18 protein-coding genes are annotated in these 20,238 nt (G+C 48.6%); 5 read left to right on the forward strand and 13 right to left on the reverse strand.

Features of this window, described 5'->3' with window-relative positions:
* The first annotated feature begins 119 nt into the window (after positions 1-119).
* Entirely contained in the window at positions 120-926 is an 807-nt protein-coding gene (gene djlA, locus I4W93_RS11680; protein WP_205311609.1) for a co-chaperone DjlA, read from the forward strand.
* On the opposite strand, the gene I4W93_RS11685 is transcribed toward djlA, so the two are convergent.
* The 5 genes from I4W93_RS11685 to rapA all read right to left on the reverse strand — a co-directional run bounded on the left by I4W93_RS11685 (position 921) and on the right by rapA (position 7,134).
* Complete coding sequence (locus I4W93_RS11685; RefSeq protein ID WP_205311608.1) at positions 921-1,703, reverse strand: DUF3530 family protein; 783 nt, start codon at positions 1,701-1,703, stop codon at positions 921-923. The genes djlA and I4W93_RS11685 overlap by 6 nt on opposite strands.
* A gap of 52 nt (positions 1,704-1,755) precedes the next feature.
* Entirely contained in the window at positions 1,756-2,118 is a 363-nt protein-coding gene (locus I4W93_RS11690; protein WP_205311607.1) for a hypothetical protein, read from the reverse strand.
* 211 nt (positions 2,119-2,329) lie between these two features.
* Positions 2,330-3,412 (reverse strand): OmpA family protein, encoded by a 1,083-nt coding sequence (locus I4W93_RS11695; RefSeq protein WP_205311606.1) that lies wholly within the window; start codon positions 3,410-3,412, stop codon positions 2,330-2,332.
* Between the two features lie 165 nt (positions 3,413-3,577).
* Positions 3,578-4,234, reverse strand: a complete 657-nt coding sequence (locus I4W93_RS11700) for a pseudouridine synthase (RefSeq protein ID WP_205311605.1) — start codon at positions 4,232-4,234, stop codon at positions 3,578-3,580.
* Complete coding sequence (gene rapA, locus I4W93_RS11705) at positions 4,234-7,134, reverse strand: RNA polymerase-associated protein RapA (protein WP_205311604.1); 2,901 nt, start codon at positions 7,132-7,134, stop codon at positions 4,234-4,236. Before rapA ends, I4W93_RS11700 begins: the two co-directional genes overlap by 1 nt.
* 241 nt (positions 7,135-7,375) lie before the next feature.
* On the opposite strand from rapA, the gene I4W93_RS11710 reads away from it, so the two are divergent.
* Both I4W93_RS11710 and I4W93_RS11715 read left to right on the forward strand, forming a co-directional pair.
* A complete protein-coding gene (locus tag I4W93_RS11710; RefSeq protein WP_205311603.1) occupies positions 7,376-8,767 on the forward strand; it encodes a PhoH family protein in 1,392 nt (463 codons plus the stop codon).
* Between the two features lie 108 nt (positions 8,768-8,875).
* Positions 8,876-9,931 (forward strand): hypothetical protein, encoded by a 1,056-nt coding sequence (locus I4W93_RS11715; RefSeq protein ID WP_205311602.1) that lies wholly within the window; start codon positions 8,876-8,878, stop codon positions 9,929-9,931.
* On the opposite strand, the gene I4W93_RS11720 is transcribed toward I4W93_RS11715, so the two are convergent.
* Positions 9,923-10,846 carry a transglutaminase domain-containing protein gene (locus I4W93_RS11720; protein WP_205311601.1) on the reverse strand — a complete coding sequence of 308 codons (924 nt, stop codon included), beginning with the start codon at positions 10,844-10,846 and terminating at the stop codon, positions 9,923-9,925. The genes I4W93_RS11715 and I4W93_RS11720 overlap by 9 nt on opposite strands.
* The gene (locus I4W93_RS11725) at positions 10,843-11,490 is read right to left on the reverse strand and encodes a choice-of-anchor H family protein (protein WP_205311600.1); all 648 of its coding nucleotides are present in this window, start codon (positions 11,488-11,490) and stop codon (positions 10,843-10,845) included. Before I4W93_RS11725 ends, I4W93_RS11720 begins: the two co-directional genes overlap by 4 nt.
* A gap of 85 nt (positions 11,491-11,575) precedes the next feature.
* On the opposite strand from I4W93_RS11725, the gene I4W93_RS11730 reads away from it, so the two are divergent.
* Positions 11,576-12,409, forward strand: coding sequence for an RluA family pseudouridine synthase (locus I4W93_RS11730; RefSeq protein ID WP_205311599.1), 834 nt, complete (start codon positions 11,576-11,578; stop codon positions 12,407-12,409).
* On the opposite strand, the gene I4W93_RS11735 is transcribed toward I4W93_RS11730, so the two are convergent.
* Positions 12,410-14,446, reverse strand: coding sequence for a tetratricopeptide repeat protein (locus I4W93_RS11735; protein WP_205311598.1), 2,037 nt, complete (start codon positions 14,444-14,446; stop codon positions 12,410-12,412).
* 40 nt (positions 14,447-14,486) lie between these two features.
* On the reverse strand, positions 14,487-15,449 hold the full coding sequence (locus I4W93_RS11740; protein WP_205311597.1) for a D-2-hydroxyacid dehydrogenase: 963 nt from the start codon (positions 15,447-15,449) through the stop codon (positions 14,487-14,489).
* 138 nt (positions 15,450-15,587) lie between these two features.
* On the opposite strand from I4W93_RS11740, the gene I4W93_RS11745 reads away from it, so the two are divergent.
* Entirely contained in the window at positions 15,588-15,815 is a 228-nt protein-coding gene (locus I4W93_RS11745) for a DUF2798 domain-containing protein (protein WP_205311596.1), read from the forward strand.
* 15 nt (positions 15,816-15,830) lie between these two features.
* Here the strand turns inward: I4W93_RS11745 and I4W93_RS11750 are convergent, their stop codons facing one another.
* Genes I4W93_RS11750 through I4W93_RS11765 form a run of 4 tightly spaced genes read right to left on the reverse strand, consistent with a single transcriptional unit; the run spans position 15,831 to position 20,097 of the window.
* Positions 15,831-16,259 (reverse strand): group I truncated hemoglobin, encoded by a 429-nt coding sequence (locus I4W93_RS11750; protein WP_205311595.1) that lies wholly within the window; start codon positions 16,257-16,259, stop codon positions 15,831-15,833.
* Positions 16,259-17,047 carry a DUF3034 family protein gene (locus I4W93_RS11755; protein ID WP_224673401.1) on the reverse strand — a complete coding sequence of 263 codons (789 nt, stop codon included), beginning with the start codon at positions 17,045-17,047 and terminating at the stop codon, positions 16,259-16,261. The genes I4W93_RS11750 and I4W93_RS11755 overlap by 1 nt, the downstream gene beginning before the upstream one ends.
* A gap of 41 nt (positions 17,048-17,088) precedes the next feature.
* Positions 17,089-19,422: a bifunctional diguanylate cyclase/phosphodiesterase gene (locus tag I4W93_RS11760; protein ID WP_205311593.1), complete on the reverse strand. Its 2,334-nt coding sequence runs from the start codon at positions 19,420-19,422 to the stop codon at positions 17,089-17,091.
* 3 nt (positions 19,423-19,425) lie between these two features.
* Positions 19,426-20,097, reverse strand: coding sequence for a methylamine utilization protein (locus I4W93_RS11765; protein ID WP_224673402.1), 672 nt, complete (start codon positions 20,095-20,097; stop codon positions 19,426-19,428).
* Positions 20,098-20,238: the final 141 nt, after the last annotated feature.

Consider the following 20,238-nt stretch of genomic DNA (forward strand, 5'->3'; position numbering starts at 1 on the left):
GTTTATACATACTAAGTGTTCGAGATGACTTGCTATGATAAATCAATTTTAGAAATCCTGCTAATCCGATATAGTGCAGCCAGGCTTATCAGCGCCGGATAATACAGAGGAGTTTAGGTGTGTGGGGAAAAGTGCTCGGTGCTTTGTTCGGACTTGCATTACTGAAATTGCCCGGATTAATCCTAGGTATATTGCTAGGTCACTGGTTTGATCGAACGTTTAGAGCGCAATTTGAGCGCAATGGGGGGTTTAATGGCTTATTCTCTGATCAGCAAGATGAACAAGCATTGTTTCGCTACACCACCTTTGCCACTATGGGTCATATTGCTAAAGCCACTGGCACTGTAACGACAGCGCATATTAACCGAGCCTCGGAGTATATGACGCAATTGGGCTTGACCGCAGCACAGCAAAAGGAGGCACAGGCTGCATTTCGTGATGGCAAGGTGGTAAGTTTCCCACTTCAGCAACAACTGAGTAGCTTTTATCAGGCATACCGGCGGCGTAAAGATGTATTACACCTGTTCCTGGAAATTCAGATTAATATTGCCAGCACTCAAGACACTATGTCAGCAGAGCAATACTCGCTATTGCAGCAGGTTGCTGCGCAGCTAAATTTCAGTAGTGGCCAACTGGACGCACTTATTCAGGTGCATAATGCACATCGCCGTTTTTCTGGTCGTAAAGCCTCGGCCAACGGTAAGAATAATTTGGCAGATGCTTATAATGTGCTGGAGCTCAACGCCACTACATCAGATGCTTTATTGAAAAAGACATATCGTAAGCTGATGGCAAAACATCATCCAGACAAACTGATGGCACAGGGTGTGCCGGCCGAAATGCTTGATATGGCAAAACGCAGAACCCAGGATATTCAGGCCGCGTATGAGTTAATCAAGCAGCATCGTAGTCGCGCCAAGCTATAAGCCTACAGAAATTAACCAGCCATAGATTTCTTGAAATACCCACTGCTGAATTTCACTGTTATAACCGGAACCAACAATCAAGCGCTGGCGGTACACTGCTTTTAGTTGTTTTTCTACCAATTGCCGGCGCAGCTTCAGTTGTTGGGTAACATGGCGATTATCCTGTGGATGGCTGATATCCAGCGTAGGTACTTGATGAGATGCTAGGGCATTGGCAAATTCGCGGTTGAGCGCTGGTTCCGGTAGGTAAGCGCCAAGTATGATCAGAGCTGCGGGCTCTGGAAGTTGCTCTGCCGCATATAGCGCGTTGAGGGTGGCAGCGCTGGCGCCTTGTGCAATAACGATAACTACACCGCTGTTTTGCTGCGCTAATTGCAGAGTAGCCTGCATTCTGGCTTTGAGGGCGCTGCCGTATTGTTCTAATGTCTGTGCATCTGCTTGGCTGAACTCCGTTGCCGGTGGCATCAGTGCGAAGGTATTCCAGCCAAAATCTGCTAGTTTTTGCCGCAAGTTGTCTATATGTTTTGGGCTGGCTGCATGCTCTGCCCAATCAGGTACTAAAATGGCGGTACCCTTATTGAAGCTCGTCATCCTATCGCGCCTGAGCAGTAAAAAAGGTTGGCCATCAACGGTTAGCTCGCGCTGTTCCTCTTGCGGTATCCGATGATTAAGATCGGAAGTCAGCGTCTGCTCTGTAGTCATTTGCATAGCGAAAGCCGGCGCAATGCTCAGGCAAAAAAAACTACAAGCGAACAATAGCGAAAAATATGCTGGCATGCCGATTCCTTCCTTCAGGTGTTAACTGCTATCGGCAGCAGACGGCAACACTTTAGCGGGTTTGGGCTATTGCCTCGGCTTGCACATATTGGCCAAAGGTAAACAAGATCTGAGATTTGTAATCAAACTTAATATAAGAGGTGTGACGTTCCAGCAATTGCACGGTGGCGGTGGCAGGAAGTATAAAGCAATACTTAGTGGGTTTAAATTCTACCAGTGCTTTTGCCATCTCGCGTAATTGATCATTATCGGCCAAGCGCTGGGTTTCTGTTTCAGAATTGCATACGTGGGCATTCTCAGTCAGGGTGACAGTCTCAGCCAGGGTGACATTAATGTTCTCATGCTGCAGTGAATACACACAGATGCTGTAAAACGTGCTACTTATAAGCAGGGCGACAGGCAAATAGCGCTTCATTCTGTAAATTACCTCCTGTCAGACAGCCCTAGATATCCGTGTCGCTACATGCTAACAGTAAATTAATGGCTCGTTGTAGTACGGTTTGTCTGAGCCAACTTCCGCCGTATGCTAGCACAGCTTTTTGCTGACAGCGAAGCGCTTTTGCAAAGTTGTTAATAACAAATAAAAAAGCCGCTGATTTACAGCGGCTTTTTGCAAGATTTAACTATTAACGCAGTACAGGTTCTTTAATTTTTGCTGTAACTTTAGCTTCAATACGCTGGTTAGCGGCATTAGCTGCAGCAGTGCGACCTTCAACTCGTGGCCGTGTTACGCCGTAACCTACTGCCGTAATGCGTGATGGGTCGACGTTGAAGTTATTGGTTAGCATATCAGCCACAGTGTTGGCACGACGCTGTGATAACTTCATGTTGTAATCAGGATTACCAACATTAGACGCATGACCTTCAATCAACACAGTTGATTCAGGGAAGCGCTGCATAAATGCGCCTAAACCCTCTACATCTGCACGCTGATCTGCAGGAACTACTGCTGAATCGAATGGGAAGCGTACTTCAATATCAACATCACCTACCGCTGCCATTTTTTCTACAAAAACAGTACAGCCCTGAGCATCTACCTGGTGATTTGCCGGTGTATTGGCACATTTATCTGCAGAGTCGACTACGCCATCGGCATCGGCATCAGCTTTCACTGGGGCCGCAACTATCGGGGCAGGAGCTGGGGCCGGAGTTGGTGCGGCTTTAGCGGCAGCTGTACCGAACACGTAAGTCATGCCCAGTTTAAAGCCTGCATCAGCATAGCTCTCATCGATACCCTGATAACGACTTGCTTCAGCAAACAAACCGAAATTTTCATTGAAGAAATGCTTGTAACCCACACCAATATTCAGAGCAGTACTATTCTGAACTGCATCAAAACGTTTTAAACCGCCTAATATATAAATCGCCGGATTTCTTGTTAAATGATACATAGCATCAATACCAATACGGTTGCCGCTGGCGTCAGAGCCATCTAACCGTGACTGCAGATCCAGTTTGGCGTATTCAGCACGTAATGCCCAGGTTTCTGTCAGGTAGTAACCGAGTTCAAGGCCATAACCCCAGTCATTATCCATATAATTCCAAGCTGGCGAGGTTCTTTTGTCGTGATCAGGCATATAATATTCGACAAATAAAGAACCAAAAACGCGCTCTTTCATATCAGCTGCGGTTACAGTGTCAGCTACTGCTACACCACTAAACATAGGCATAGCAACAGCAACAGCTAAAAACGTTTTATTAAGTTTCATCCATATCTCCTTAGACTAAACTGACATTTAACAATCAAATTATTCTTTTGATTCCTAACATGCGCTATGTAAAAAGTAGTACATTTTTTTGTGGGAACAATTTTATCTGTGCAGCATATCGCAGATATATGAACCTCGGGTTAATAAATTTTGCTATGTTACTTATTAAAATGGCGATTGTACAACAAACTGCAAAGAATCTCCGGTTTCCGGGTGAATAATTACTAATTTTTCTGCATGAAGTTGTAAGCGATGCGCCAGAGCCATATTGGCAGTATCGGCATAAAACTTATCACCTAAAATAGCATGCCCCAACCACTGTAAGTGCACCCGAAGTTGGTGCGACCTGCCTGTTATAGGGGTTAACTTAAGTCTGCTGTTTTTACCGTCACGACTCAGTACCTGATAGTGTGTCAGCGATGCTTTACCATATTGATAACATACCTTTTGTTTGGGGCGGTTTGGCCAGTCGCAAATCAAGGGTAAATCAATACTACCAATATCTGCCTCAACCAAGCCTGCAACACAGGCGATGTAGTGCTTTTCGGTCAAGCGCTGTTGAAACTGCCGATTCAACTCTCGTTGGCTGTCTGCTGTTAAGGCCATTATCACAATGCCAGAGGTCGCCATATCCAGCCGGTGTACCACACGTATGCCTGGCCACACTAACCTGGCGCGGTACTCCAGGCTGTCTTTGTGTTCTGGCGCTTTGCCCGGCACGGTTAGCAGCCCACTGGGTTTATTAAACACGACCAGCGCATTGTCCTGATAAAGAATATCCAGATACGGTGACGTGGGCGGTGCGTAATGCAGCAAAGTCATCAGTCGTGACTGACAACAATTAAGCGAATAGCATCGAGTTTTAACCTGGCTTTACTTATATATTCAACAAGTTGCTGCTGTTGCTGCTGTAGCGTGTCGATTTCTTCCTGACGTACTGACGGGTTCAACTGGCGTAGCGCATTTAGCCGCTGCTGTTGTTCGCTTAATGTCTTTGCTGCGTGCAGTTGGGCATGTGTTGTCAGATCAGTAAGTTGTTGCTCTGCCAATGCGGTTGCGTTGGCAATTAGTGGGTGGATAAGCGTTTGTAGCGCCCCGGCCAGTTTACTGCCTGTCTGTCGGCCAATCGGCTTTAATTGCTTATTTAGCTGCTCAAAACTGACCTTTGCTGATAAGTTGTTACCGCTTTTATCGAGTAATAAGCGCAGGGGTGTCGCCGGCAAATACCGGTGTATCTGCAACGCTTGAGGTGCACTGGCCTCCACAATAAAATTAAATTCCAGCAGATAACTACCCACTGGCAAGGCTTTATTCGCCAGAATAGCGACCGAACTGCTGCCGTGGTGCTCGGTAGTTAAAATATCCAGCGTGCCGCGCACCATTGGATGATCCCAGCTTAATAACTGGATGTCTTCTTCTGCCAGTGCACTTGCGCGGTCGAAAGTCACTGTGACTCCTTCATCGCCAAGCCAGGGATAGCTTCCCAACATCTGCTCAGAGGGCTTGAGGATAATGCTGGTGTCGTTGCGATCTTCCTGGTCTATGCCCAGCATATCCCAGGCTTTAAACATCAGCATCGGCAAGGCAGTGTCACTGTCCTGTGCGGCCAGTTGTGCAGCCAGCTGTTGCGCCGCTTTGCCACCGCCGGAGTTTATTTCCAACAGTTGGTCACGGCCTTGTTCCAGTTGCTGTTTTAACTGCTGGTTAAGCGTGCGGGTGTCGCTAATTAACTGGCTCAGTGCTTTCTCGTCTGGCTGCGGGCTAGCCAGCAAGGGCAGCAGGCGCGGGGCAAATTGCTCAAACACGCTACGTCCTGTTTGACAGGTTTGTTCCAGGGCGTCGAGCCCTTGTTGGTACCAGTTGAGCAACATCTGCTGCGCTTGGTTGGCAAAGTGGGGCAAATGCAGCTGAATGTCGGTACGCTGGCCAATTCGATCTAGTCGGCCAATACGTTGCTCCAACAAATCCGGGTTTAGCGGCAGGTCAAATAGCACCAGATGGTGGGCAAACTGGAAATTGCGGCCCTCACTGCCAATTTCTGAACATAGCAGTAGCTGGGCACTGTATTCTTCTTGGGCAAAGTAGGCTGCCGCTTTATCGCGTTCCAATATGCTCATGCCTTCATGGAACACGGCGGCACGAATACCCTCGCGCAGCCGCACAGCTTCCTCAAGCGCAATAGCGGTTTGTGCGCTGGCACAAATCAATAAAAATTTGGCATGCTTGTGCTGTTTCAGTAGTGCTATAAGTTGCTCGACGCGGGGATCAAATTGCCACCAATTGCTTTGTGCGTCCAGCTGCTGAAACACCTGCTCCGGGAATAAGTTAGCCGTTATACGTTCGGCTTCTGTCAGGGCCGGGTTCAGGCTAAAATGCACTTTAAGCGCATTCTGGTATTGCTCTGGCAATGGCAGCGGCAGCATATTGGTTAGTCGTTTTGGGAAGCCCTTAACGCTTACGCGACTGTTGCGAAATAAAATGCGTCCGGTACCGTGCCTGTCTAACAATTGTGATAGCAGTTGCTGTCGCGCCTGAGTCTGCGCTACCGTATCGTCGTTCAGTGCACTTATCTCGCTACTAATATCTACTTCATGTAGCGCGTGGCGCAAAGCGTTGGTTTGCTCTGTAGTTAGGGGTTCTGCTTGCAGCAATGGCCTGGCGATGGCGGCAATGTGCTGATAGCTTTTTTCTTCTTGCAAAAACGCCGCGTAGCTATGAAAACGTGCCGGGTCGAGCAGTTTTAAGCGGGCAAAATGACTTTCATGGCCGAGTTGGTCTGGGGTGGCGGTCAGCAAAATTAAACCCGCAGTATTGGCAGCCAGGGCATGGATGCGCTGGTACTCTTCGCTGGGTGCTTGTTCACTCCATTGCAAATGGTGGGCCTCATCTACCACCAGTAAATCCCACTGGCTGTCGCAGGCCAGCTGATGCCAGCGCGGCTGGTTTTTCAAAAAGGACAGGCTGCACAGTACCAACTGTTCAGTGTCAAATGGGTTTGCGTCATCCAGCAAAGACTGCTCACAACGTTCCTGATCAAATACCGAAAAATGCAGGTTAAACCGGCGGAGCATTTCTACCAGCCACTGATGCTGCAACGAATCTGGTACCACGATCAATACTCTGCTGGCGAGGCCGCTGATGAGTTGTTGATGAATAATTAAACCGGCTTCGATGGTTTTGCCTAAGCCCACCTCGTCAGCCAGCAGCACGCGTGGGGCATGGCGCTGCGCCACTTCGTTAGCAATATGCAACTGATGCGGAATTAAACTGACACGGGCGCCACTTAAGCCCCGTAGGGGGTTTTGTTGCTGCCGATGTAAGTGTTGCCAGGCGTGGTAACGCAGGGTAAACCAGTCAAAGCGATCAATCTGGCCGGCAAACAGGCGGTCTTGCGGCTGGTTAAAACTGATAAAGTGGTCAAGAAAGGTTTCGCGTAGCTCAATATAGCTGCCATCGTCTAGCCGGCTGCCGCAATACACTAAATTATCATGTTGTTGTTTAATGGCGCTGATGAGTAGTTTAAAGCCGTCAGCGCTGGCAATTTCATCGCCCACATTAAATTGCACCCGGGTTAGCGGAGCTTCAGCTTGAGCGTACAAGCGGGTTTCACCACTGGCGGGAAACAAAAGTGTTAAATGGCGGCCTTCCAGCGCCACTATGGTGCCTAGCCCTAAATCGGATTCTGTATCACTTATCCAGCGTTGTCCCAGTGCAAACGTCATCTTGTGCCCTTCAGCTAAATTCGGGGCGCTATGGTACTAGGAATCCGGTCTTGCTGCATCCGGAATTCGCGTTAAATCTGCCACAGCGGTTTGTCATCATTTTGCCATCTGCCGGAGGCACTGTTGTTATGCCAGTGCTGCAGCCAAATGTTGATTAATGCGCGGGCAAAGTATAGCAGTTGCACTATGCTTAGTTTACGGCGCAGGAATCAGGCCTGGGCCAGGCGAAGAGGAGAGCCGTATGGCGCGAAGAAAAAGTAAAGAAAAGAAAATCTACGTTCTCGACACCAACATCCTGCTACACGAACCTTTTGCCTTCCTGAACTTTCAAGAACACGACGTTGTAATACCGATGACGGTACTGGAAGAGCTTGATCATATTAAAGATCGCAATAAAGATGTAAGCCGGGACGCCAGAGTTGCCATTCGTGCACTGGAAGATGTATTAAAGGATGCCTCACCGGACCAAATGCTGCAGGGGGTTGCGATGCCACGCTCTGGTGAGCAAAAAAATGGCGGCCATTTGTTTATTGTTAATGATCACCACATTACCGATGAAATCCCCGGCTTGCCCGGCGGTGAAAACGACCATTTAATTATTAACACTGCACTGTATTTACAGCGGGAAAAGAGTCCGACTAAAGTAATACTGGTTACCAAAGACATTAATATGCGGCTCAAAGCCAAAGGGGCAGGTTTAAAACTGGTAGAAGATTATCGTACCGACCAATTAATTGATGACGTGCGTTTCCTCTACAAAGGCTATTATAAATTTCCCGGAGATTTCTGGAGCCAGGTCGGCGAGTGCCGTAGCGAAAACGAAGGCCGTGAAACCTTTCATTATGTTAATCGCAGCGTATTACCCAATGCCTATATCAATGAATATCTAATCGATGAAGTAGAAGGCTTTGCCGGCAAAGTCACTGCAATTTCTGACAAAGAAATCCGCATTATTGACTTTGGCTATGAGCGATTAATGCACCGTCATGCCTGGGGCATTCATCCGAAAAACATTTATCAGGCCATGGCGATGCAAGCCTTGCTGGACCCGACGATGGATCTGGTGATCTTAACCGGGCCAGCGGGCTGTGGTAAAACCTTAATTGCACTGGCGGCAGCACTAGAGCTGGTAATAGAAAAAGGCGTTTATGACAAAGTTATTGTTACCCGAAATACACCAGAAATTGCTGAATCTATAGGCTTTTTGCCCGGAACCGAAGAAGAGAAAATGGCGCCCTGGTTGGCGGCAATCACCGACTCGCTTGAAGTGTTACATAAAACCGATGAGCATCCGCATGCTAGTGTGAATTACATTATGGAGAAGGCGAATATTCAATTTAAATCAGTTAATTTTATGCGCGGGCGCAGTATTCAAAATGCAATTGTCATTTTGGATGAGTGCCAAAATTTAAGTGCTGCCCAGTTGAAAACTATTATTACCCGCTGCGGCGAAGGTACAAAGCTGATATGCTCAGGTAACTTGTCGCAAATAGATAGTAATTATTTAACGGCCGTGACATCTGGCTTGACCTATATTGTAGAGCGTTTTAAAAACTTTGAAGGCAGCACCACCATCAACCTAAATGGTGTAGTTCGTAGCAGGCTGGCGTCTTTTGCCGAGGCCAATTTGTAAGTAAAATCAACAATACCTAAACAGCGTAGTTGATTATTTATGTTGTTTTACTAGGCTGCTTAGGTTGTTACTTATCTTAAGTCCCTTCGGACGTGCAAAGGGAGTTGCATGAAAAACCCAATTTATAATGAATATAAACGTGGTACTTCACTGGGCTGGATGCTAATTATTGTATTGGCGAGTATTGGTGCGTTAATACATTACCTGCGTAGTGTCGATAACCAGGTGGTATACAGCAAGAATCAGCTTGATAGCGCTAGCCGCCAATTTGATAGCCAGATGATACCTTTGTTGGCATTTGCTGAGTCAATGCGCCGGGCCGCGCTGTTAAAACTGAGTTTGCCAGTGGCAGAAACCAGCGATAGCCTAACACTGTTGTCATTGCAGACAGCAGACACCAGCGTCCATTCTGTTAGCGCAGAGCAACCCGAATGGCAGATGTTGTTGCGGTTGCAGCCATACTACGAATTGCAAGCCGATGCGCAGCCGTTGATAGAGGCTAGTTATTATTTATCTAAACAAGGCTTTGCTTACAATGGCGCAGCAAAATGGTCTGACAGTATGGTGGACGATTTACTTCAATGGCAAAAAGGCAGCGTACAGACACTAAAATTTGAAACTGAGCAGATGTTCATACCACGTTTTAGTAGCCGGTACGCCGCGTTAATGTTGCCATTGAGCTATGAAAGCAAGGCGCTGGGCTGCTTTGTTTACCTGCTACAAATCGACAGCATACTGACCCCCCTTTACAACAATTACCCGCAGCTGGATTTTATGCTATTGGATCAGTCTGGTAGCGTAATTGGTAGCAGTAAGGCACAACCACCGCAAAGTATTGACGAACATCTGTTACATATCCAACGCTTAGCGACGGTGCCTTGGTCGTTAGCCATAATTGAACCGAAAACGACCGTCTTTGCCGCGGGGTTAGCCACGTTCGTGTGGCATTGGGTTAGCTATTTTGTGCTGCTGGCCGCCTTGCTACTGGCGATGCGTTATCGCTATAAAGCACGTACTTTATCACCGATATCCCGTTTGCTTATCCACATTGAACGTTTAGCCGTTGGCCAGTCGCGTGGGGTGAGGCATATACCCGAAGGCTGGTCAGATATTTTTGACCAAGTGCATCAGCTGAACGACAAACCAGAGGATAAATCAGAATAAGCGGTAACCAAACTGGTTATTTAGCGTATATATTTTCAATTCCGGGCTGATTTGCCCGGGTGCAAGCTGTGCCGGTCCTGTAGGATCCAGTAGCAGGTAGCGTTGGCTTTCTATACTTACGCTGTCATCTCCGGCATCAACAGGTAATTGCATTGCCAGCATGGCGTGGCCGGGTAAGTAAATAAACGCCATTTTCACGTCTGGCAGCAACATTCTTACCAGCGCGGCAAGCAGCACTGCTTTACTGTCACAATCGCCACGGTTTTGCCGCAACATACTTAGCGGAGGGCTATAGCTAGTGCCAGCTGAGTGCTGTCTGTCAGATAAATCCTGATAGGGTATTTGTTGCAACCAGGCGGCTATGTAATGCACCGAGTCCCGGCGTGGTATATTTTGCAGGGTGCTATGCAGTGCCTCTGCAACGGGTAACAGCCCCTGTAAGCTGTCCTGCATAAATCTAACATGGTCGGGAATGATAATTTGCTCACCCAATGGCATGGTTTGTTGGTAGTAATATTCCTGTTGCAAATAGTGTTGGGTGCGCTCGGCAATAAGGCTTTGTAATTCCTGCTGCAGTTGTTGCAACAGTGCCGGGTCACGCAATTGTAACCGGTAACTCAGGCTGTTGTGCGGCGCCTGACGTTGGATCCGTGCGCCAGGATAGCGGGCAACATGCGCTTTTAAATCACGCCACAGATATTGTTGCAGCAACGAGGTTTGAAATCGGCGAAACTGACGAAAATCATCGGTTAGCTCGGCGTTGGTAATACTAAAAGACAATTGCTGTGGCTGATTAGCAAAACTGAAGTGGTAGTGAAACTGAGTATGTTGCTCATGGTGTTGCAGTTTCAGCTTATAGGCCGCTGCCGGCCAAGATATCGCCAGCAGCAAAGTACACAGCAGTAATGTTTTCATTTAATGTTGCTTACGTATCGGCGTTGCCATAGCAATAAGCATAATGCGCTAAACAGCAAGATACCAGTGCTGCCGGCAGACACTTCAACGCTGCCTCTGATATAGCTGTCGCGGCTGTAATCTTCCAGCGGGATATAATCCAGGCTGCTATCGTCGAAACCGGAAATTTCAGCCAGCAAATAACCGCTGGCAGCATCAAACAAGCGCACGGTCAGCAAATAATCATCCGCAGCAAACTGATGTTCCAACACGGTGTCTATCGCCAGCCAATCATCGGCACTTTGGCCATACAGTTCAAACACGCTGCTGGTGTAATACACACGTTCAGCGCCGTAACCGGGCCATAAACTAAATTCGGCAAAGACCTGTTGATACGGCAATGAGGTATCGGCATCAAGTTCTATTTCCAAGCGATGGTAATAGCCGTTGTCATTAAGATCGCCACTGAGAAACAGCTCAATGCTATGAAACCAGACATGGCTTTGGTAGCTCTGCGTGGTGACATTGGCGGCTTTACTGCTTTTTAATGCCAGGCGCTGATCGCTGCGTTTCTCAATAGTGCTAGTATGTCCCTGACTAGCATGGCCGAGGGGCGGCAACAAAAATGCTACTGCAGTTAATAGGGTTAAGCTGATATTTTTCATAACGGTATCTCCGGTTGCTTTGGTACTATTACAGGCTGGCCGGATGAATTTTGGCTGAACTTCAACGTAAAGGATGTGTAAATCAATGAAATTGGTACGTACTCTAACGGCACAAAACAGCATCAATGCCATTGATTTGCTTAGTGAAAGGGTGCCGGAGTTGTCCAAAGGCCGATTAAAAGACGCCATGAGTAAAGGTGCTGTGTTACAAAGCGGCAAGCCGCAAAAGCGCTTGCGCCGGGCGCAAACCACCTTGCAGCCAGGCCAGCAATTAATGTTGCATTATGATGATGATTTGCTCAGCCGCAGTTGTGATGCTGCAATATTAGTCAGTGATCAGCAGAAGTACAGTGTATGGTTTAAACCCGCCGGTATGCTGTCGCAAGGTAACGAGTGGGGCGATCATCTGTCGTTGCTGCGTGCTGCAGAGCAGCATTTTGCTGCCAAACGGCAGGTGTTTTTATTACACCGGCTAGACAGGGAAGCCAGCGGTTTAATGCTGATTGCGCACACCAAGGCTATGGCCGCTGCGTTTAGTAAGTTGATTGCTGCTCAGCGCATTGAAAAGCATTATTTAGTGCGGGTAAAGGGGCAGTTAGCCGACAGTTTGTTGCAACAGGGCGAATTGACTATGCCGCTGGATAATAAAGCCTGCCTAACCCAGTTTACCTTGCAGCGATTTGACGCAGACCTGGTGCAAAGCTGGTTGGATATCAAACTGATCAGTGGTCGCAAGCATCAGATCCGCCGTCATTTTGCTGCGGCGGGCCATCCGGTAATGGGTGATCCGCAATATGGTCAACATAATAAAGACAGCACCGGACTGGCGTTGCAAGCGGTTCGACTGGCGTTTAATTGCCCCAGCAGCGGGAAGGCGGTGCAATTTGTTCTGCCGTCTGAGCTACAACTGATACGCTAGTTACTGCAGCGTGTCTGCCAGCATAGCGGCTAGCAGATGATTATTGCAATGCAATTGAACGCTACCCAAACGAATAGCATTGAGCAAATCTTGTCGTACCATGGCGCTGCGCCACTCACAAGCTCTAGTCTGGTTGCTGTAAAGTGCTGCCAACCAAAGATTGTCTGGTGCCGGCTGCGATTCACACAGCGCCCAGCTCAACCATAGCGCTTCTCGCAGTGCGTTCAGCTCGCTGCTGTGCCAGGGTTTGGCGAGTAGCTGTGCTAAGGGTAAATATAAACTTAACAGTTTCTGCTCGGGTAATGCGCTCTGGTGCTGTTGGTACAACTGCTGGGCCAGGGTTTGTTGCAACTCACTCACATTAACGCTATCGGCATGAATGGCTAGCCATAGCACATCATTATCTATGCAATGGCTATAGAGCACGGTGGTATCTAGCTGTTGCAACACGCTTTGCAGCGCCTGTTGCAGATGCTGTTCGCCATAGCGGCGTTTTAATGGCTGGCCGTTTGTGGGGGTGAATGCCAATAGGCTGATATTGTGATTGCTGGCTTGATGTATGCGCTGACAAAAACTACTCCAGTCGGCGCTAAGTGCTAATGTTGGTACAATGTGCTGCACTTTAGGCCGGCGTAACCAGATAATGCTGAGTAACAACGCCACCAACAGCAAAGCCAGCGCGCCCAGTAACAGATTAATGTCACGTTGTTGTTGTTTTAGTTGCTGTTGTTGCTGTACCAGCTCCGCTTGCCACTCACTGGCAGCTGCTGACTGCTGCAGGCCTTGGTTGATAATATCTAACTGAAAGCTATTTTGCTCGGCAAGCTGTGTCAAACGCAACTGGCTGGCTTGTTGCCAGGCTTCATAGGCCAGTGGCCAGTTCTGCTGGCGGGCATATAAGTTGGCGGCCAATTCATAAAATCGTAACTGCAGGTACACCGCCGACTCAGACATCTGTGGCGATAATTGCTGCATCAGGTTATCTGCAGCGCCATATTGTTGGCGTTGAAGTTGTAACTCTGCCAATGCCAGGCTGGCTTCCTGCAAATAGGTTTGCACATTTTGTTGGCGAAACAGCTGTTGGGCATGGTTAAAATGCTGCACTGCCAGATCGTAGTGTTGTTGCAGTACGGCTAACCGGCCGAGTCCCAAAGTAGCAATGCCAACCCGCAGTGAATCAGACTGCTGATACGCTAATTGCAGTGCCTCAGTCAGATAACTTTCTGCCTGAGTAGCCGTGCTGGCATCCTCCAGGTAGGTTTCGCCAATGTAGATCAGGGTGTAGGTGTAACTTGAGGGCCGTTGTAGTTGTTGATAGCGTTGTTTAGCTTGCAGCAAGTGCACTAGTGCCTGCGGGTGATCTTCAATTTTACGATATGCCATTCCCAGCCGCAGGTGTATAGAAGCCAGTGCATCGTCATCTTTCAAACGGCTGGCCAGCGCAAGCGCCTTATTGAGGTGCTGATAAGCCTGGCCGTAAGCATTATTTTGTAACGTCAACCGGCCCAGCGTAATTCTGGCTTTGAGTTCTGCTGCCGGATGCTGTTGTTTGATGGCTAATGCCAGGCTGCGCTCAGCATAAGGTATCGCCTGCGGAATATTTCCCAACTGGTTGTATGCCTGAGCAAAGTTTTGTAGCACGTCGCTATACAATGCCAAACTAAGCTTGTCTTCACGGTGCTGTAGCAATTGCTCTGCCCGTTGCAATTGCGTAATGGCAATAGCCGTGTCGCGGTACAAGATACCGTATATCTGGGCTTTTGTAAGATAGGCAAAGGCTTGTGCATTGGGCTCTGTCGCGCGCTCTAATGCTTTGGTGGCCGAGTCCATTGCCGCTTCTTTTTGCCGCAAGCGCAGTTGTGCCTCTGCCAGTACTAAATAGTCATCACTGTTTAGCGAGCCTGGTGGTAGCGACAGTAAGTGGTTGCTAACATTCTCCGCCTCGTTGTTGGCTTGTGCCAGCCGCTCTGCCAGCGTTTGTGCCTGGGCACCTAAAGCCACCAAAGTTAGGGTAAACAATATTACTGTTAAACGCATAAGTAAGGACGTTAATATTTTTTTGCAGTGTAACGGCTAATTATGATGTCGGCCAGAGCTGATTTTGCGGCTGCCCCCGAAGGAACGCTATCACGTTTTCGGCCAACTGCAACACCATGCGCTGGCGCGCCTCAGCACTGCCCCAGGCCATATGCGGTGTAATAATTAACTGGGCTAAATTGGCATTAAGCAACGGGTCGTTTTTACTCGGTGGCTCTTGTGTGACAACATCAAGAGCCGCCCCGCCAAGATGGCCAGTGTTCAGCGCTTGTAGTAAAGCGGCTTCATCAACCAGGCCGCCGCGGGCGGTATTAATTAGCAATGCACCGGGTTTCATTTGGGCGAATACGGCGCGGTTAAAAAGCCGTTCGGTGTCTGCTGTTAGTGGGCAGTGTAATGAAATAACATCGGCCAGTGGCAATGCTGTGCTAAAGGGTGTCCGTCCTGGCCGACAATGCGTCGAATTGGGGTGCTCAGAAATAAGCAGTCGCATGCCAAAAGCTTCGGCTATACGGGCGGTTGCTTGCCCTAAGGCGCCATATCCAACAATCAGCATGGTTTTGCCGGCCAGTTCCGTTACCGGATAATCTAACAGACAAAAATGCTGGCTTTGGCTCCAGCCACCAGCCAGCACAGATTGGTGATATTGCTGTACCTTGTTGCTTAGCTGCAATAGCAGGGCAAATACATGTTGTGGTACGGCCGTATTGGCATAACCGCGGACATTGCACACGGTGATGCCATGTTGTTGTGCGGCAGGCAGATCAACATTATTTACTCCTGTGGCCGCGACACAAATGAGTTTTAATTTTGCCAGCTTTGCCAGTACGGCTCCGCTGAGCGGTACTTTATTAACGATAGCAATATCGGCGTCTTGCAAGCGCGCTGCAATCTGGTTGCTATCGCTGTGATCGTAACACGTTAGTCGCACATTGGCAGCGCTTAGCGGGGTTAAGTCAGCATCACCCATTGAGGCCGCATCAAGAAAAACCATGTTGTACATATTTGTCCCTATAGTAACTCAACGCCGCGTTATACCAGCGCTTGGACGCGACGTAAATGGTGGTTGGCAATAACTATGCTAAAGTCGCACAACTGGGTGGTAAGGCCGCCGTATTGTCTGGTTTTGGAGAGTTGTTTTATGTTTGCAGCGCGTTTTCAGCCAATTATTTTTGCCTTTATTATGTCTGGCTTTATGGCGTTTTTAATGTCCGGCATTCTAACGTTTATTAATCTGGGCTGGTTCGACACTTTTTTTATAGCCTGGATAAACGCCTATCTGTATGCGCATGCCTGTGCCTTTCCACTGGTATTTATTTTTGCACCGCTGAGCCGTAAGTTAAGCATGCTACTTACCCGGCAACAGTAGTGGTTATTTCAGCTGTCAGCGATAACTAATGTCTTTGTACATCGGCGCCAGCAGCGCCAGCAGCTGGTTCTGTGCGCTGATACTAATTTTTTGCTGCTGCATCACCTTGATCAGGCCGTCAACCAAGGCATCGTAATCTGCCAGGCTGATATTAAACCCGGTATGGCTTTGCTGCATTGTGCCACCGCTATAGCGACAGGGGCCACCGCTCAACTCACACAGTTGCTCGGCCAGCAACTTACGAAAACGCTCGATGTCGGTATCGGCAAAGTGATGCACAATACGCTGGTCTTGCTCTATTTCACGCAATAAGCCGTCGGTTATGCTGGCAATGCCGTCCTCACCACCTAATTGTTGGTATAAACTGCTTTCAGGGCGCTGACTGCAGCCGCTTAACAAGGCTAAGAAGAATAATGCAGTAGCAAATAGGGTGGTAAGTTGCATTACCATGCTCCTTCTATTGACACGTAATAGCCCTGTTGACTATTAAAGCCGGCAATGCTGCCAAGGTCGGCATACCCGGCAACCAGCGACAGCTGTTTATTTATAAACCAGGCGGCAAAAATATCGCGCCAGTGTTGTTCGTTGGCAAACGCCAACTGGTTTGGTTTTTGTTTAAATTCAACGCCCAGTGCCAGGTTGTAATTCAATAACAACACTGCCGAGCCTTCAAATACCAGTTGATAATCGTTATTGTCGGCATTGCCAAAGCCGAGTAAGCCGGTTTGATTGGCTTTGGTGGCACGTAACGTTGCATTTAGCAGCACATTTCGGCCGGCGACTTGATCAAACAACATTTTACTTGCAGCCAAATACAGATCTAGCCCGGTGTCGTCGCGCGCGCCTACCGCCGATGGCAGCGCAAAATCACGGTGCTTTTTATACTGCAGTCCCAGACTAAATTGTGGTAACGCTGTGTACAACAGCTCGCCGGCGATGTGGTATTTCAGTCCAAAGATATCCTGGCGCAACTCGCCGCCCAGGTTGTCGAGTTTAAATGTCTGTCTGGCCAGCGACCATTCCCAGTTGTTGTCATAGCTGATACTTGCGCCTAACACGTTTAGCGTAAAATCATCTACGCCGACCTGGGTAGCAAAGGCGGTTGCGGCCCACTCGCCGCTGCTGCCGTAGCCGTTGATAACGGCCCAGGGCACTATGCCGCCACCTGCGCTACCTTCAATTGTAGAGGCTCCGCCAGTGGCAATGATTTTGCTACCAGCGAGGCTAGCCATACTAGTCAGCAGGCAGCCCAGGAGTAAAATCAGCCGTAGAATCATGCTATGCTCTCCGCAGTAAACCAGCTTTGGTTGTCGGTGCTAAACTGCAACAGCCACTGGCTAAAATTATCAGCTTGCAGGGGTTTAGCAAAGTAGTAACCCTGCACCTTGTCGCAACCACAATGCAGCAATTTTGGCAGGCCAGCCCGGTTTTCCAAGCCTTCGGCTGTGACACTAAACCCCAGGCTATGTGCAAGTTGAGTCGTAGCGGCTACGATTAATGCATCATTGGCATTGTTTTCGATATCTTTAATAAAGGCGCGGTCAATTTTTACTTCATGCACGGGCAACTGTTTTAAATAAGCCAGTGATGACTGACCAGTACCAAAGTCATCTATTGCCAGGTTAATACCCAGGGCGCGCAACTGACTGAGCTGACGCACCACGGTATCGGCATCCTGCATAATGGCGCTTTCTGTAACCTCTAGTGCTAGTGCGGCGGCAGGCAGTTGGTACTGGTTTAATAAACTGCAAATATTGTCGGTCAGAGCCGGGTTGAGTAGGTCGTGCACTGACAGGTTAACTGCAATCTGCACCTGCATTCCCTGTTGCCACCATAGTGCAGTTTGGCACAGTACTTGTTGTAACATCCACTCCGTGATCAGGCCTATATTGCCTGCATGTTCTGCCAATGCAATAAACTGGTCCGGCGGAATAAAACCCAGTTGTGGATGCTGCCAGCGTATCAACGCTTCAGCACTGTGGCACTGGCGCTTGCTGATGTCGACTTTAGGTTGATATACCACATAAAATTGCCCGTTTTGCAGTGCGTCGGGCAAGTCACGTATCAAGGTTAAATCGCGTTGGTGGCTTTCGTCCTGACCTTGCAGGTACATGGCAATATGCGTTGCCGTACTTAACGCATGATCCAGTGCTATATCGGTGCGGCGCAGCGCGTCATTTACCGTTTGCTGGCTCTGAAAAAAATGATAGACCCCAGCGCGAAATTTTATATTAATGACAGAGTTATCTAGTTGATAATGTTCGCTAAGTAGCGCCAGCTTGCCCTGCACCTGAGCAATTGTCAGCAAGCTGTCATATACCAGTAAAAACTCATCGCCACCCAGTCTGGCCAATAGCAGAGGTTGCGGTAACACTGTTTGCAGCCGTTTTACCAGTTGAACTAACAGTTGATCTGCATTGTTAAAGCCCAACACATCATTTAAATGCTTAAATTTTTGGATATTAATTTGCAATAAACTACCGGCATGTTGCGCCAGTATATCGGGTAACAACCGATCTACTGCCGCGCGGTTGTATAGGCCGGTTAAAAAATCGTGCTCAGCGTTGTACAGCAGTTGCTGTTCACGTTGGCGAATGTTTATTTGCATGGTGTGCAACGTTGTTCCCAGCAAACCAATTTCATCGTTGCCACCGGCCGGTGGTGCGTCATCAAAGCCCTGGCCGATACGGCGAGCGAACAAGCTTAATGCATCAAGTGGCCGGGTTATACTGCGGGCAAAAATAAACGCTACTAATAAAGCGAGTGACAATGCAGCGCCAAAAATGAGCAGCAACTGCTGACGAAATTGCTGATAGCTGCTCAGCCAGCGTTGATTGGGTAAGTGTTGTACGGCCCAAAGCTGCTGTAGTTTATCCAGCGGTAGCGCGACAGAAATGTAGTCTTGCTCTGTGTTGCTAAGCGGCGTATTGGCTTGTTGCAATAACAGTGGCAGTGACTCGGGCAACAGTTGCTGATACGCCGGGTCCAATGTCGAGCTTTTTAGTTGTATGCTGTTGGTTTCTTTGGTGACGAAACTGATATCTAAACCGGTAATGCTTTTAATTTCCTGTGCCAGTGGCGCATCCAGCGGAAACCCCATTCCTACCCAGGCAATAAGTGCTGGTGCCTTTACCGGTGCTAACACCAGCTGGTAGGGTTGACCGTTCAGGATGATAATGTCCGCAACGGTAGTGTTGCTACCACTTACGGTTTGTTTAAACAGCGGGGTAATGTCAGACATGCTGATGGCTATGTCTGAGCTGGCCAGCAACTGGCCTTGCGGTGACAGCAGTAACATCAGGCTGGCATTAATACGACTACCATGGTTTTGCAACACCGACTCTATTGTTTCTTGTTCAGCGGTAGCTACAGCGCGGCGAAAGCCAAAATCGGCGGCTAAGATACGCACGCTGTCACTAAGCTGTTCGGCCCGAATATCCAGCGCCTGGCGTAACACTTTAGTCGCAACGTTAAGAATTTCGGTGGCCTGTGCTTCGCTATCGCGCTTCATCGTGCTTAGCGTAGCAAGCCCTGTAGCCAGTGCTAGCAAGCTTAATACCAGTACGAAAATGGCAATCAGTTTACTGCGCAGCGATTTAAACCCCATGCATTAGCTACCAAAACCGCGTTTAGGCGCGCTGGGCTTTACATTGTCAGCCACCGGTAACTGAAACTGCAGCTGGGTAATGCTGCCCAACGCCAGGGTTTGCTCGACAAAAGCCTGCAATTGCCAGGGGTGCCAGACTTTTAACTGGTAATCACCGGCGGGTAGCTGATTGAATTCGGCCAGGCCATTACTGCCGGTTACCGCGAGCAACTGGCTTTCACCAACATAAATATAGGCTTGCATATAGTCATGAATATTGCAGCCCAACGCCACTATGCCCACCTGGTCAAACAAGATGGGTTGCTCGGGCTTGCCGGAGTACAACTGAATTTCGAAACTTTTCGCCGCAGAAAACGAGTACACATGATGGCGGGTTTTATCTTTGTTAGGAAAATCAACCAGGCTGCCACGTGTTACTGCAGTGACGAATGGGGTAAACATCAAACCTTGCTGCGCCACGCTGGCAACAGGCTGAGCCGTGTCGGATAGTGGTTTATGCGAGATAAGTTCTACCACAGCATCTGTCAGTGGCCGGTTTTGCTGGTCAGTAATCAGGGCGCTAAAGGTGTTGCTGTATGCCCCAGAGCTACTGCAACCGAGTATTATCGTTGCGAACAACGCCGAAGCGCCAAAATGTGCCATATCCGGTATCGCGCAAATAAATTTTATTAACAATAGCAATAAGCTGGCACAGGCTCAAATCTTATCTGGTGCTATCGAGGTAACGATGAGACGGAATGCGACAAAATAGGGATAGATACCGCACGCCGTTTTTACATATTTACTCACACTTTGCTGTTGGCTTTACACTATTTA

Origin of the sequence: Rheinheimera maricola (assembly GCF_016918075.2) — a bacterium.
Lineage (GTDB): Bacteria > Pseudomonadota > Gammaproteobacteria > Enterobacterales > Alteromonadaceae > Alishewanella > Alishewanella maricola_A.